Consider the following 14,164-nt stretch of genomic DNA (forward strand, 5'->3'; position numbering starts at 1 on the left):
GGCTCAAAAGTCTGGTAGCACGTTATGAAACTTTGCGTTATGCATCTTAATTGAACCGCCGTATACCGAACGGTACGTACGGTGGTGTGAGAGGTCGGGAGTTAATCGCTCCCTCCTACTCGATTTTCGCAACTGTTTTATAATAGAAAAATCAGCCCACAGGCATATGTGTTGAAAAATTATTTTATACATAAAAAACACCTAATTGGAGGACCTGCAATGGCGAATGCGATAAAGACATCTATGGCAGGGAACCCGGTTTATCCGGTCATGTTCGCGATCGGCGCATGCCATCTGTTGAACGACTCCCTGCAAGCGGTCATTCCTGCGATGTTTCCGATACTGGAAGAAGACATGGGATTGACCTATACACAACTTGGCCTGATCGCCTTTGCACTGAATATGGTGGCGTCTGTCCTGCAGCCGGTCATCGGCTACATCAGTGATCGAAACCCGATGCCTTATGCATTGCCGCTTGGTATGACAAGTTCCTTCCTCGGGATTGCGGGAATCGCTTTTGCGCCGGAATATTGGATGATCGTCGTGTCCGTCATGTTTCTCGGTTTCGGTTCCGCTGTGTTCCATCCGGAAGGTTCTCGCGTGTCCTACATGGCAGCGGGTTCCAGAAGGGGCTTGTCCCAGTCGGTCTATCAGGTCGGAGGCAACTCGGGACAGGCGCTGGCACCTTTGATCAGTGCATTTATCCTGGTGCCGCTTGGCCAAACGGGAGCCGCGCTGTTCCTGTTTGTGGCTGCGCTCGGGATTTTCATCCTGACGAAAATTTCGCGTTGGTATAAAGAGCAATTGGAACGCGAAAAGCTGCAGAAAGTGAAGAAAGTGTTCCTGTCCTCACTGCCCGAAATGACGCGGAAGCAGGTCGGGGTCGTTTTGACTTTATTATTGATCATCATTTTTGCACGTTCTTTCTATGTCACCAATATCACCAGTTTCTATATTTTTCATCTGATGGAATCTTACGGACTGACCATCCAGCAGGGCCAGCTTTATATCTTTCTGTTTCTTGGCGTCGGAGCAGCCGGCACGTTTTTCGGAGGCCCGCTGGCAGACAAAATCGGACGGAAAAATGTCATCGTGCTGTCGCTCATCGTGCCGATTCCACTGGCGTTGCTGCTGCCGTATATGCCGTTGTTCGCGCTCCTGTTTTTGCTTGGATTGATCGGCTTTTTCATCATGCTGAGTTTTTCGGTGACGGTTGTGTATGCGCAGGAGCTGGTGCCGAGCAAAATTGGCACGATGGCGGGACTGACCGTGGGCCTGGCATTTGGCATGGGCGCGATTGGGGGAGTCGTAATCGGCATCCTGATGGATTCAATCGGCGTTTATGAAACGATGATTGTGGTTTCATTCCTGCCGCTGCTCGGACTGGTGGGGCTTGGTCTGCCGAAAGACCGCAAAATCACTGCAGCTTAAAATTGGAAAGGGGCAAGGGTTAATGGAGAAAAAACGCGAAGTACCGGAAGTGCCGGAGGAATTTTTTACAGAGCGGCTGAAGCTGCGCATGCCAAAACCTGGAGACGGGAAAGCTGTTAATGCGGCCATCAAAGCATCGATGGATGAACTGAAGCCGTGGCTCCCTTTTGTGCAGGAGGATCCGACTCCTCAGGACACCGAAATCAATACAATGGAGTCCCACATACTATTCTTGAAACGAGAAAATCTCCGATATTTGATTTTTGATAAAGAAACAGACCAATTCATCGGCAGCACGGGATTCCACAACATCGAATGGGAGATTCCCAAAATGGAAATCGGCTATTGGATCAGCACGGTACATAGCGGCAAAGGATATATGATCGAAGCGGTAAGCGCATTGACGGATCTGGCGCTCAATCATTTTGCATGCCGCCGCATTGAAATCCGCTGTGACGCGGAAAACATCAAAAGCCGTGCGGTTCCGGAAAAGTTGGGTTATGCCCTGGAAGGCACGCTGCATAACGATGAATTATCTGTTGACGGCAACCGGCTGACGGATACGTGCATTTATGCCAAATGCCAATAATCTGACCACGACAGGGGTAAATAGAACATGAAGAAAACACAGGACAAAGTCGGGTTGAAGCCATTCCTTTCCCTTCTCCTATCATTGAAGATTCCAAAGGCCGCGCTTGCATTTGGGCTGCTCGCCAGTCTCATCACCACTCTGGTAGGCCTTGTGGTTCCGCTTTTGACCAGAAATCTGGTGGATGGCTTTTCAGTGGAATCGTTAAGTATTCCATTGATCATCGGCATTGCGTCCGCATTCATCCTCCAGGCCATCATCAACGGGGTTTCGATTTACCTGCTCAGCAAAGTGGGGCAGCGGATCGTCGCCGGGCTGCGCGACAAGATGTGGATCCATCTGATCCGGTTGCGCGTCGGCTATTTTGACCAGCACCCAAGCGGTGAGACGGTCAGCCGTGTCGTCAGTGACACAGGGGTCGTCCGAAACCTTATCACCGACCATTTTCCGAACTTCATTACCGGCATTGTGTCGATCGTCGGCGCGGTGACCATTCTGCTGATTCTGGACTGGAAAATGACGCTGATCATGCTGCTTGCAGTGCCTGTCACCGTGCTGATCATGTTTCCACTCGGCAGGCGGATGGCAAAAATCTCGCGCACGCTGCAGGACGAGACGGCAGTATTTACAGGAAATGTCCAACAGACCATCAGCGAAATCCGGTTGATGAAATCGTCCACTGCCGAGATGGAAGAAGAGCAAAAAGGATTGACCGGCATCCAGCAATTATTCAGGACCGGTATGAGAGAAGCGAAAATCTACGCCATCATTGCACCGCTGATGTATGTCGTGATGATGGCGGTCATCGTGACGATCATCGGCTACGGAGGCATCCGCGTAGCGGAAGGCACCATGACAACAGGATCGCTTGTGGCGTTTCTGTTGTATCTGTTCCAGATTATCCTGCCGGTGACGACGTTTGCGATGTTCTTTACGGAACTTCAAAAGGCAAAAGGCGCAACGGAGCGCATCATCGGGATTTTGGATTTGCCGCTGGAAGAAGGACAACAGGGGAAAGACATGGATATCGCCGGCAAAGCACTGCAAGTTTCCGGCGTGAGTTTTTCCTATGAAACCGGCGAACCGGTTTTGCAGGACGTGAGTTTTGTAGCGCAACCGGGAGAAATGATCGCGTTCGCCGGACCAAGCGGCGGCGGGAAGACGACGGTGTTCGGTTTGCTCGAACGGTTCTACGAGCCGCAGAAGGGGCAAATCCTGATCGGCGGGGTGCCGATCGAAGAGTTGTCCATGGAATCCTGGCGCGACCAGATCGGCTATGTCTCCCAGGAATCGGCCATGATGGGCGGAACTGTCCGCGCGAATCTGACCTACGGCTTGGCGGAGACTGCGGAAATATCCGATGACCAATTGTGGAAGGTGGCGCGCATGGCATACGCCGAAGACTTTATACGGGAATTGCCCGATGGTCTCGATACGCAAGTCGGAGAACGCGGCGTCAAATTGTCGGGCGGCCAGCGTCAGCGCATTGCGATTGCGCGGGCGTTCCTGCGCGACCCGAAAATCCTCATGATGGATGAAGCGACTGCCAGCCTCGACAGCCAATCGGAAGGGATTGTCCAGCAGGCGTTAAGCCGCCTCATGGAAGGGCGCACGACGCTGGTCATTGCCCACCGCCTTTCGACCATTGTCGATGCCGATAAAATTGTATTTATTGAAAAGGGGCGGGTGACCGGAATGGGCACCCACCGTGAATTGATCAGCTCACACTCACTGTACCGTGAATTTGCCGAGCAGCAATTAACATGAACTTAGTGCTTGACCTTGACGTTGCGCAAATGTATGTCGACGATGAGCGCTTTGCCGCGAACTCCCTGTTCGTGGTCTTTTTTATTGGCAGAAAAAAACTGATGTGGAAATATAGTTTCGACGGGTAGTTTCATATATTGCTGACAGGGAAAAGTTGATAAAAAGGGGGGCCTCCAAAATGTCTGATTCTATTTTTCCGCTCAAAGTAATGAGTTTTAATATCGCTTCGGGATTGAGGATGGATGGCCATCTTGACCTCGCCCTTACGGCTTCAGTCATTGAAGCGGCGGATGTTGACATCGCGGGCCTTCAGGAAGTGGATCAGCATTTTTCAGAACGGACAAATTTTACCGACCAAATCAAATGGCTGGCAAAAAGGCTGAATATGCACGCAGCTTTCGGGCCAAACCTTACAGCCAATCCGGCCGATGCCAGGTGGCCGAAGCATGCGTATGGAAACGCTCTTTTGAGCCGGTACCCGATAACAAGCTACTATAACCATCTGTTGAAAAAGGGAGAGTCAGAAACCCAAAGTGAACAAAGAGGATTGCTGGAAGCAACGATTGAAATAGATGGCGCAACGATTTCTTTTTTCAATACGCACCTGTCATTGAACAAAAAACAACTTGAACTGAATATCGAAGAGCTGTTGAATATTATCCGGCAGCAGGACTGTCCCTCTATACTGACTGGTGATTTCAATGCCGACCCGCACAGCGCGCTTATGAGGAGAATTGAAGAGGAACTGACCAATGTATTCGGTTCAAATACGTTGCAGCCTGAAACTTATAAGAAGGAAGGGGAGCATGGACAAAAAATCGATTTTATCTTTTGCAGCCGGCATTGGCGGGTGGTGAGTGCTGAAACCATTGAAACTCAAGCTTCCGATCATAAGCCGATCCTTGCTTTAATGGAGCTTCATCCCGAAGCTTAACAATTCTTTACAAACCTTTACATGCCTGATACAGTATTCCTTTCTGTCCCCTGCTATACTGAATTCGAAATCAATCATATCTTTTTATCAAGTAAGCTGTACCCAAGAAAAGGAGAGCGAAGCATGAAAAACAGAAAACCGCCCATTGTAAAGGTCATGTCGTTTAATATCGCCCACGGCTCAGGTATGGATGGAATTTTGAACCTTGAAAGAACTGCCGCTGTCATTGAAGATTCCTGCGCTTCCATAATAGCCCTTCAGGAAGTCGATCGTTTCTTCGGGGAGCGGAGCTTGTTTCTGGATCAGGTTGAATGGTTGGGGGAGAGGCTTGGTATGTTCACTGCATACGGTGCGAACATCGAATATGAAGCAGAAAACCCCGATATGCCGAATCACCAGTACGGAAATGCAATTTTAAGTAAATATCCAATAGCATACAGTAAGAATCATCACATGACGCCGGTGCAGCAATGGTATGGTAATGATGAACAGCGTGGCGTCCTGGAAGCCGTCATTGAAATTGATGATATGGCCATCAGCGTTTACAACGCCCACCTTTCATTGAAGGATGAAGAACTGAAACTGAGTGTCAAAGAGATTTTGGCATTGACGCAGAAAAGTAAATTTCCGACTATTGTGATGGGTGACTTTAATGCACCGCCGTTTTATGCCCCCATCCAGGAGATGAACTGTCATTTCACAGATGCTTTTCTGAAAATGAAACAGGGCGACGCGTACACTTATCCAGCTCCCCACTCTTACAGCACGAGCGATGTGGAGCTGAAGCCAGTTACCCGAATCGATTATATTTTCTTCGGGCCTGAAATGGAAGTTGCGCAAACTGCGGCAATTCTCACTGATGCATCCGATCATTTGCCGATAGTGGCTGATTTGGTGCTGGCGCGAACTAAGCAGAATAAGCCAAATCATAAGCAACACTCAAAAGTGAAAGCATAGTGTGATTTTAAAATTTCATTAACATAAAAAAAGGGAGCGCCAAAGCGGCGCTCCTTTTTCGTTTATCCGTATATCGTCTGGCCCGCTGCTTTTTCGCGGCGGCATAATTTGACCAGCAGGTAGACAAGCGGGGTGTCCGCAGCTGCCACAATCCATTTAAACAGGTATTGCGTGAGCACCATGCCGAGCAATGCGCTCAATGGCATAACGCCGTAGAAAGCGATAAAGATGAATAAGGTGGTATCGACCAATTGGCTGACCATCGTGGAAGCATTGTTGCGTATCCATAACTTCGAATCGCCGTGTTTTTCTTTCAGTTTGTGGAAAATGGTCACATCCAGGTTCTGGCTGATGAAATACGCAATCAGGCTGGCCAGGGTAACGCGGAAGCCTGCCGAAAGGATTGATTCGAACGAAGACTGGTCGCCGAAGAAAGGAGCGGCCGGCAAGTGGATGGCGAAAAAGATGAACGCCAGGGCCGCAAGCTGGGTGATAAAACCGGCGAACACGGTTTTGCGCGCCGCTTCTTTGCCGTATACTTCCGCAATCGTGTCTGTGATTGGAAAAGTGAAGACATAGACAATGACAGCAGCAGGCAGCACCATCCATTCCCCGATACTGAATAATTTCACTGCCAGAATATTGGACAGGATCAGCAAGCCGACAAAAGCGCCGTTTAAATAAAGCAACATGGAATTTTCCTCCTCAGCGATTGGTGATCGTTTCGGGATTCATGTCGTGATTCATCATCCGGTACGATGCCATTTCTTCGTATTTTGTTCCCGGTTTGCCGTAATTCGTATAAGGGTCGATCGATAACCCGCCGCGGGGAGTGAACTTTCCCCACACCTCGATATAACGGGGGTCGAGCAAATCGATCAAGTCATTCATGATGATGTTGACGACGTCTTCGTGGAAATCGCCGTGATTGCGGAAACTGAAGAAATACAATTTCAGCGATTTGCTTTCCACTAATTTCTTGTCCGGTATGAAGCTCAGGTAAATCGTTGCAAAATCCGGCTGGCCGGTCTGTGGGCAAAGGGATGTGAATTCCGGGTTATTGAATTTTACGAAATAATCACGTGTATGCATGTTATCAATTGCTTCCAGAACTTCCGGTGCATATTCATATTTATATTTGGTGTCTTGATTGCCAAGTAAAGTTAAGTGGTCCAATGTATCTTCGTTTCTTCCTGCCATTAAAAAAGCCTCCTCGAATGTTGGGTTCGGAAGAGGCTATAAAAACAGGAAAAAGAAAAAGCCAAATCGCATGTGGATTTGGCTGAGTTTCAAAATCCATAGTTTTTTATAGAGGGTGAAATGCTATGAACCTCTCCCGTTGCCGGGTTATTTAATTTCCTAATACATCTTATAAGAAGGCGGGGTCGCTGTCAATCACCTTTTTTGCTAAAATTACGATAACAGAAAGGGGCGGTGACATGGGACATGGCCATGGTAATTTTGAAAGTGCAAGGAGCGGCAATAAAAAGGCGCTGGCGTGGGCTTTGCTCATTACGGTTTCCATCATGTTCCTCGAATTTTTTGGCGGTCTTTTTACCAACAGCCTGGCGCTCATTGCGGACAGCGGGCATATGCTGTCGGATGCTGCGGCCCTCTTCTTGAGTCTTGGCGCTATTTGGTTCGCCGGAAAAGCCGCCTCTGGAAATAAGACCTATGGCTATTACCGGTTTGAAATTATCGCCGCCTTTTTCAACGGACTTACGCTTTTCATAATGGCGGGTTTCATCATTTACGAAGCGGTGGAACGTTTTTACCATCCACCTGAAGTCAATGGGGGTTGGATGCTGGCAATCGCCGCGGTCGGTCTATTGGCCAATATTTTGAGTGCCTGGGTGATCAGCAAGAAAGCGGATGTCCATGGCAACCTGAATATGAAAAGTGCATATCTCCATGTAATCAGCGATGCCCTGGGGTCAATTGGTGCGATTATTGCCGGTTTACTGATTCTGTTATTCGACTGGACCATCGCCGATCCGCTGATCTCCGTGTTGGTGGCTTTGCTGATTTTAAGGAGCGCCTGGAGTGTACTGCAAAACAGCATTCATATTCTGATGGAGGGAACACCGGTTACTGTCGATGTGGAAGAAGTCAAAAAGATGCTCTTAAATATCGAGGGGGTACGGGATGTTCACGATCTTCACATCTGGACAATTACGTCCGGCATGGATCTGCTGACCTGTCATCTTGATATAGAGGAACGATCGGAAGAACAGCTGATATTGAAGCAGGCTGTGGGACTGGTCAGTGAGAAATGCAAAATCGAGCATACCACGATCCAAATCGAAAAACCGGCTTTTCATCACCACGAACTGGAAGTATAACCTAACATCAGTTTTTAATGAAACTAAAAAAGCCCCTCTACAGGAGCTTTTTGCTTATTTACATTACCGTTTGGCTATGGCGATAAGTGATGATATTTTCCGGTGACTGGTGGATTTTCACTACATCATTTATGATAAACCGGCTTTTTGGCATGGTCGGCATGCGTGCCATATCATAGCTCAAATCCTGTTCCGGAACGGTGTAGCTGATGTTTTCTGTCAGGTATTTAAAGAACGATTGCATCACCATCACCGTCATCCACTCGCCGGCACAGCGGTGTCCGGCGTGGTGGTCGCCGCCCCCTTGCGGAACAAATGCGAAGGGGCTGCCTTTCCAATTCTCAAAACGTTCCGGAATAAATTCATCAGCGTGGTCCCAATGGTCGGGATGGCGATTGGTGCCAAAAAGGTCGAGCACCACGAGCATGTCCTCTTTTACATGATAGCCGTGCCAGACAAAATCACGGTTCGCTTTTGCTGCCATCGCGGGCGCAAACGGGTAAAACCGGCGGACTTCCTGCGCGAACAACTTGCTGAAATTGTTTTCATCCGCCTGCAGTTTCGGCTTCATTTCCGGGTGTTCATGGATTGCCAAAGCCCCGAAAACGATAAGATAAGCGGCTGCGATAATCGGTCTGTATGCATTGTTCAAATCAACTGCTGCCACTTCCAGGTCGAGGAATTTCCCTTTCGGGGTTTTCTGCATGGCTACAATATAAGCAGGTGTATAGGATGGTGGGGAATAGATGCCTTCCCGGATATCGGTGATGATGTCTTTCAGCCAGGCTTCATGGCTGTTGCGGGCTGTCGCCCCTTCTTTAAAACGTGTCAGCGAACCGCCGAAAGAGTCAACCATGGCCACCAGTTCCTGGGTCCGCTGTTTAACTTCGCTTTCTTTCAGGGGAAGCCCCGCCCAGTCCATAACAGAGCGTGCCAACACTTCTTCGATTTCATCCAGCAGCAGCACCTGATCCATGCGTTCCCACTGGGAAGCTTTACGGTCCAGTTCTTCGATTGCGAGGCGTTTCATGTCCTCCAATCTTTCAGGAGTCATCATGGAAAGAAACATGCGTTTTTGATGATGGTGATCTTCGCCGTCGCGGCCATGAATTCCGCCTTCTCCCAATAGGGTTTTCTTCAAAGGCTTCGGCGCTGCGCCTTCGCGTTTAAAATATTTATTGTCATAAAAAACTGCAGCTGCCTCTTCTCCGGCAATGCACAGCGATTTCTTGCCCAGCAGGCGGGTTTCGAAAATATCGGAGTCCAATTCTTTCCTGCGGCTTGGCAAAAAATCAAAGCCTTCATTGATCAGAGACAATGTGCTGTCCAGCTCTTTTGTTTTCGGAATCGGTTTTTTTACTCTCATGTACTTTCCTTCTTTCTTTTATAATCCGGTTGGCTGAAAGTGGCTGGTTGCGGAATTTAACAGTTATTATAAAAAGCATACCCGTAAGGGCTCCATCTAAACGCTGGGGTGGCTGGGAAGTGAAGTCCGTGAAAATGTGTTATAAGATGAAGTGGGCATACAAAAGCAACTTTGCATATTGAAAAGGCGGTGAGCAATATGAGCTATCCGATTAAAAACAGACTGACTGCTGAATGTATCGAGTGGATAGAAAAAATCTCGGGGAATCGGGTTGACGTCGAAGAGATAAAGAAGTTGCCGGGAGGCACATCATCTTTGGTCTTTGAAGTGCCATTTGAGAATAAGGAGATGCATGAAAGTATTGTATTACGGCTTTTTCACCAAAAAGAGTGGTTGGCGAAAGAACCGGATCTGGCGCGGCATGAAGGTGAAAGCCTGCAAAATGCGGCGTTGTTGGAAATTCCTTCTCCGGCATTCATCGCCCTTGACGAGACCGGTGAAAAATCTGGAATGCCGGCAGTACTGATGACAAAATTGCCGGGAACAACCATTCTGCAACCTTCCGATATGCCATCCTGGCTGGATAAAATGGCCGCGGCATTGGCGGGGATTCATCGGCAAAAAGCCGAAAACTTCAAATATGAATATTTTTCCTATAACGATGCGTTGAAGTTGGAAAAACCTTTGTGGTCGAAGTTCCCGGATGACTGGCTGCGCGCTTTCTTTATAGTGGCGGGAGTAAGGCCACCGACGGAGTACAGCTTGATCCACCGGGATTACCATCCCGCCAATGTTCTGTGGCAGAACGGGGAATTGACCGGTGTTGTCGACTGGGTCAACGCCTGCCGCGGACCGGCAGGCGTTGATGTGGGCCATTGCCGGGTCAACCTGGCGCAACTATTCGGAGTCTCTACGGCAGATCAGTTTTTAGATGCCTATATCAACCATGCAGGTGAGGAGTTTCGTTATGATCCCTATTGGGACCTGTTGTCGTTGACGGATACGCTGAACGGACTGCCAAGAGTTTATGCAGGCTGGACAGAACTCGGTTTGACAGGCTTGTCCGATGAGCTGATCCGGCATCGGCTGGATGAATACCTGCTGAGTCTGCTGGAGCGGTTTGACAATTGAACGTGCAGGTTTGATTTCTCCCAATTAGGAAATATACAGAACAAGTAGTTTTTGAGGAGGAATCAGGATGACTGACCAACAGATGAAACAATTGAAGAAGCAATTGACTGACCAATTAGAAACCTTGGAAGACCGTGTGGAACATAAAGAAGAATTTCAAAGAACAGAGCTTTCAAATTACGATAACCACCCGGCAGATAATGCCACGGAACTCTTCGATCAGGAAAGAGGAATGGCATTGACACAGTTTAAAGAAGAGGAAATTGGTGACATTAAAGCTGCGCTTGCGGCGATGGAAGAGGGAACTTACGGGAAATGCGCAGTTTGCGGCAAGGAAATTCCCTATGAGCGAATGGAAGCCCTGCCGACTGCATTGACTTGCATCGATCATGCAGATGCCGAACTGGATTTGGAAAGCCGGCCTGTCGAAGAGGACGTGCTGCAGGGTGCCACTGGCCAGCCTGTTGAAAAAGAGGACGGCAGAATCCGCGATTATAATGACAGTTTTGAAGATGTGGAAGATTTCGGATCTTCTGATGGGCCGCAGGACCAGCCCGGAGATGACGAACAGATGAAAAACTTCTATGAAGATGAAGACGATAAGGAATAAGGAATATCTCCGGTCCGGCTGGGCTGGGGATATTTCTTTTTTTATTGTGTTGAAGTATTCTTAGGGTAAGGATCACAATATATTTCCCGGGAAATAATGAAGAGGTGATGAAGGTTGAAGGGATTGGAAGAAGAGATTTACGCACTGGAATGCAGGCACATAAGCCCGGATGTCAGGACATCTCCCGCGAAACTGGGTGAAGTGCTGGATGATGAATTTTACGAGTTCGGCAGCAGCGGGGGGCTTATCCTGCGCTCAGAATACGACAAAGATCACCCGCTTTCCCCGGACCATATGGAAATTTCTGATTTCAGGATGCACCCACTTGGCAATGATGCTGTCCTTACAACGTACCGGATTGAAAATAAGACAACCGGCAGAAACACCAACCGCAGTTCCGTATGGAAAAAGCGGGATACTGGCTGGAGATTATTCTTCCATCAGGGAACTGTAGCGGAACGGCAGGGTTTAAGGAGGGGGGATACGGGTTATAAATAGAGTCAAGACATTTTGCAGAGGAGGAAAAGACGATGGACCATGCAATAGTACTGTTTGACGGCGATTGCAATTTTTGTGATTCGAGCGTCCAGTTCATCATCAATCATGATCCGGCCGGTTATTTCCATTTTGCTTCGCTGCAAAGTGAAGTTGGTCAAAAGTTGTCCCATGAACACAATATTCCGGACGATGTCGACAGTCTGGTTCTTATAGAAAATGGAGAGGCGTTTGTTAAATCGGAAGGTGCGTTGAGAATTTCCCATCACTTGACCGGTTTATGGAAGCTTGCCCATCACCTGCTTCCATTCCCGGCTCCGCTGCGAGATGGTGCATACGATATCATCGCCAATAATCGCTATAAAGTATTCGGCAAACTGAACAGCTGCATGCTGCCGCCACCACATATACGCAAACGGTTTTTGGATCAATAAAAATTAGGGCCAGTAATGGAAAAGCAGTCGCTTTCTGTTACTGGCCCTTTTTATGTGTTCTGCTTGCTCTGCAGGGAAGTATAATTCCTTTGTATCAAAACAGTTCGGGAACGAGGATTTTGCTGTTCAGACTACGGGGCTGAACAGGCGCATCCACTTTAATTATTCGAAGTTTGAAATGCGCCAATACTGGCTGGCAATGGGCCCTGCCATCCAGGACAGTCCTTTGTCTTCTGCTTTATGGATTTGACTCCAATCACTGTTGTTGTGGCTCTTCAGGTAGACTTCATGATTGGGTGCCTGATCGTGGATGCCGATGATATCATAAACGCCGATCCGGTAGAAGTTTGCGGTAATCTGGTAATCGATATCAGGTGATGCAATCAAAGGATTGCCCACTGAATGTTTTAGGGAGATGGCGACTTTATGGTCGTCTTCTTTCACTTCCTTCAACTCAATGCCGGCCGAAGAAGCGACATCCGCTTTTCGGAATTTCTTGCGCCAATTGTAGGCGATGGTGGTTCCCACATCTTTGGATAAATCTACTGAAGCTCCGTCCTCATTGAAACAGACATGAAGATCGACAAGTGTTCGATAATCCTGTGCTGCCGGATCGAAACTGCGGTCATCTCCTTTGAAAAACCGGTTTAAAGACAGCGGGCTCGGATTCGGCATGAACTTTTCAGACAGGAACGTCAGGTAGCGCAATTGCCATTCGGGGTGCCCGATAAGATTCTTTTGCGTTGGGTGTTCTGTCAGAAGCTCCTCCCGGCTGGCGATTCGTTTGATAATCCAGAATTCTTCCATCGCGGCTTTTTCCTGCGAAGATCTCCTGTTGACCAGACCAAAAAAGGTGGCCAGCAGCGATTTTTCGCTTCTCATGGTCTCTTCTGATTTCTCAAGCGGACGCTTGCCATGTATCCAATACGTATAAGCCTCATCTTTTTCCGCATGTAAGTCAGTAAACTGATTCTTTTCCGTGGTTGCCCTTAATATTCCATTCCGGTAAACATCGAAACTTGCAATTCCGTCAATCGAGCCCCAGGCAAGGGCTGTTTTTGAATCCGAAACGATGGTGCTCACCGTAATTTGCTGCAGGCGGTTAATAAAGTCATCAAGATGATTTTCGGTGCCCGTCTGCAGTTTAAACCGGGCGATGACCTTGTTTTCAAGGTTCAATTTTTCAATGGTGTATATATAGAGTTCCCCTGGCTCCAAACCCTCATCTTTAAAAGAGTTGTCGTTTCCTTGGTATAGTAATTTCCCAGCCCGTGCGACCCGGTAAGTTGACCCGGTATTCGTCCAAATGAAAAAAATAGTTGTATCAGTCTGCTCGAGCAATTCCAGTTCCAGGCTCATGGGCATCATCTCCCTCTCTTCAGTCACGCTTTCCTTTCAATACCCAAAAGTGGAATTGTCTGAACCATTATTTAGCAGGAATGAAACATTTGTAACAGAAATAAAACAGCTCTCAAGCTGAAGTGGCTGTATAATACTAGGTAATTACACTAACGGAGGCGTTTATATGGCACATCCGGCAAAAATGCTTGAAGAGTTAAAAGAAATGATGCCGAACGCTTCGATTGACCATTGGATTTTCGGCATTTTCCATACAAGCCGTACTGAAATGGTTGACGGATTTAAAGGTTTGCTTGCTGCCAGTGAGGAATCTTTGTTTTTCAAAAGCGGTGAGAGCAAAGGTGAATCTTCCACAATTGAAATTCCAATTCGAGAAGTCGAAGAGCTTGAAGCCGATCTGGATGGCATAGTAAAGGTGACTTTCCATTTAATTGATGGGACTCATATGGAAATGTCCTATGTTTCCAGAGGAAATCCCAGGGAATTCATCGATTTTCTTCAAACACATTGCGGAAATTTAAAAGGCGGGCATTTGCTGAACGGAAAATCGGAGCACTGATTTTGTTGCCGAGGATCAGCAATCCACAATAAAACCGGACCTCTCAAAGGAGGCCCGGTTTTATTGGTGTGCCCGGCATGGGCGTAATCTATAGGGTGCAAGTCCCGAACTGTGAAGGCAGAAGTAACAGTTAGCCAAGCGCAAGGGTGTCCACGGCGACGTGGAATCTGAAGGAAGCGGGCGGCAAACC

Annotated in this window: 16 protein-coding genes and 1 riboswitch; of the genes, 12 read left to right on the top strand and 4 right to left on the bottom strand. The window is 48.1% G+C overall.

Features of this window, described 5'->3' with window-relative positions; translation table 11 throughout:
- The first annotated feature begins 219 nt into the window (after positions 1-219).
- From DIJ65_RS15550 to DIJ65_RS15570, 6 genes are all read left to right on the top strand, one after another.
- Positions 220-1,431 carry an MFS transporter gene (locus DIJ65_RS15550; RefSeq protein ID WP_071152458.1) on the top strand — a complete coding sequence of 404 codons (1,212 nt, stop codon included), beginning with the start codon at positions 220-222 and terminating at the stop codon, positions 1,429-1,431.
- 22 nt (positions 1,432-1,453) lie between these two features.
- Entirely contained in the window at positions 1,454-2,020 is a 567-nt protein-coding gene (locus tag DIJ65_RS15555; protein ID WP_071152457.1) for a GNAT family N-acetyltransferase, read from the top strand.
- 27 nt (positions 2,021-2,047) lie between these two features.
- Positions 2,048-3,787 carry an ABC transporter ATP-binding protein gene (locus DIJ65_RS15560; protein ID WP_071152456.1) on the top strand — a complete coding sequence of 580 codons (1,740 nt, stop codon included), beginning with the start codon at positions 2,048-2,050 and terminating at the stop codon, positions 3,785-3,787.
- On the top strand, positions 3,784-3,915 hold the full coding sequence (locus DIJ65_RS16420; protein ID WP_221930625.1) for a TipAS antibiotic-recognition domain-containing protein: 132 nt from the start codon (positions 3,784-3,786) through the stop codon (positions 3,913-3,915). The genes DIJ65_RS15560 and DIJ65_RS16420 overlap by 4 nt, the downstream gene beginning before the upstream one ends.
- Before the next feature lie 50 nt (positions 3,916-3,965).
- Positions 3,966-4,721, top strand: a complete 756-nt coding sequence (locus DIJ65_RS15565; protein ID WP_071152455.1) for an endonuclease/exonuclease/phosphatase family protein — start codon at positions 3,966-3,968, stop codon at positions 4,719-4,721.
- A gap of 123 nt (positions 4,722-4,844) precedes the next feature.
- Positions 4,845-5,678, top strand: a complete 834-nt coding sequence (locus DIJ65_RS15570; RefSeq protein ID WP_071152454.1) for an endonuclease/exonuclease/phosphatase family protein — start codon at positions 4,845-4,847, stop codon at positions 5,676-5,678.
- 62 nt (positions 5,679-5,740) lie between these two features.
- Here the strand turns inward: DIJ65_RS15570 and DIJ65_RS15575 are convergent, their stop codons facing one another.
- Both DIJ65_RS15575 and queF read right to left on the bottom strand, forming a co-directional pair.
- Positions 5,741-6,370: a queuosine precursor transporter gene (locus DIJ65_RS15575; RefSeq protein WP_071152453.1), complete on the bottom strand. Its 630-nt coding sequence runs from the start codon at positions 6,368-6,370 to the stop codon at positions 5,741-5,743.
- A gap of 13 nt (positions 6,371-6,383) precedes the next feature.
- Positions 6,384-6,878, bottom strand: a complete 495-nt coding sequence (gene queF, locus DIJ65_RS15580; protein WP_112224277.1) for a preQ(1) synthase — start codon at positions 6,876-6,878, stop codon at positions 6,384-6,386.
- A gap of 92 nt (positions 6,879-6,970) precedes the next feature.
- Positions 6,971-7,018, bottom strand: a riboswitch (PreQ1 riboswitch).
- A 99-nt stretch (positions 7,019-7,117) separates the two neighbouring features.
- Here queF and DIJ65_RS15585 point away from each other — a divergent pair.
- Positions 7,118-8,020 (top strand): cation diffusion facilitator family transporter, encoded by a 903-nt coding sequence (locus DIJ65_RS15585; protein ID WP_117303741.1) that lies wholly within the window; start codon positions 7,118-7,120, stop codon positions 8,018-8,020.
- A gap of 58 nt (positions 8,021-8,078) precedes the next feature.
- On the opposite strand, the gene DIJ65_RS15590 is transcribed toward DIJ65_RS15585, so the two are convergent.
- A complete protein-coding gene (locus tag DIJ65_RS15590; protein ID WP_117303743.1) occupies positions 8,079-9,386 on the bottom strand; it encodes a cytochrome P450 in 1,308 nt (435 codons plus the stop codon).
- A 198-nt stretch (positions 9,387-9,584) separates the two neighbouring features.
- Here DIJ65_RS15590 and DIJ65_RS15595 point away from each other — a divergent pair, with 198 nt between their 5' ends.
- The 4 genes from DIJ65_RS15595 to DIJ65_RS15610 all read left to right on the top strand — a co-directional run bounded on the left by DIJ65_RS15595 (position 9,585) and on the right by DIJ65_RS15610 (position 12,056).
- Positions 9,585-10,517: a phosphotransferase family protein gene (locus DIJ65_RS15595; protein WP_117303744.1), complete on the top strand. Its 933-nt coding sequence runs from the start codon at positions 9,585-9,587 to the stop codon at positions 10,515-10,517.
- 67 nt (positions 10,518-10,584) lie between these two features.
- On the top strand, positions 10,585-11,127 hold the full coding sequence (locus DIJ65_RS15600; protein WP_117303745.1) for a TraR/DksA C4-type zinc finger protein: 543 nt from the start codon (positions 10,585-10,587) through the stop codon (positions 11,125-11,127).
- A 114-nt stretch (positions 11,128-11,241) separates the two neighbouring features.
- On the top strand, positions 11,242-11,625 hold the full coding sequence (locus tag DIJ65_RS15605) for a nuclear transport factor 2 family protein (RefSeq protein ID WP_117303746.1): 384 nt from the start codon (positions 11,242-11,244) through the stop codon (positions 11,623-11,625).
- A gap of 32 nt (positions 11,626-11,657) precedes the next feature.
- Positions 11,658-12,056 carry a thiol-disulfide oxidoreductase DCC family protein gene (locus DIJ65_RS15610; RefSeq protein ID WP_117303747.1) on the top strand — a complete coding sequence of 133 codons (399 nt, stop codon included), beginning with the start codon at positions 11,658-11,660 and terminating at the stop codon, positions 12,054-12,056.
- A 162-nt stretch (positions 12,057-12,218) separates the two neighbouring features.
- Here DIJ65_RS15610 and DIJ65_RS15615 read toward each other — a convergent pair whose 3' ends face one another.
- Positions 12,219-13,415, bottom strand: a complete 1,197-nt coding sequence (locus DIJ65_RS15615; RefSeq protein WP_230321465.1) for a DUF3238 domain-containing protein — start codon at positions 13,413-13,415, stop codon at positions 12,219-12,221.
- 166 nt (positions 13,416-13,581) lie between these two features.
- On the opposite strand from DIJ65_RS15615, the gene DIJ65_RS15620 reads away from it, so the two are divergent.
- Complete coding sequence (locus tag DIJ65_RS15620) at positions 13,582-13,974, top strand: PH domain-containing protein (RefSeq protein WP_117303749.1); 393 nt, start codon at positions 13,582-13,584, stop codon at positions 13,972-13,974.
- Positions 13,975-14,164: the final 190 nt, after the last annotated feature.

It is taken from the genome of Planococcus salinarum, from assembly GCF_007004625.1.
In the GTDB taxonomy this organism is placed as follows: Bacteria; Bacillota; Bacilli; order Bacillales_A; family Planococcaceae; genus Planococcus; species Planococcus salinarum.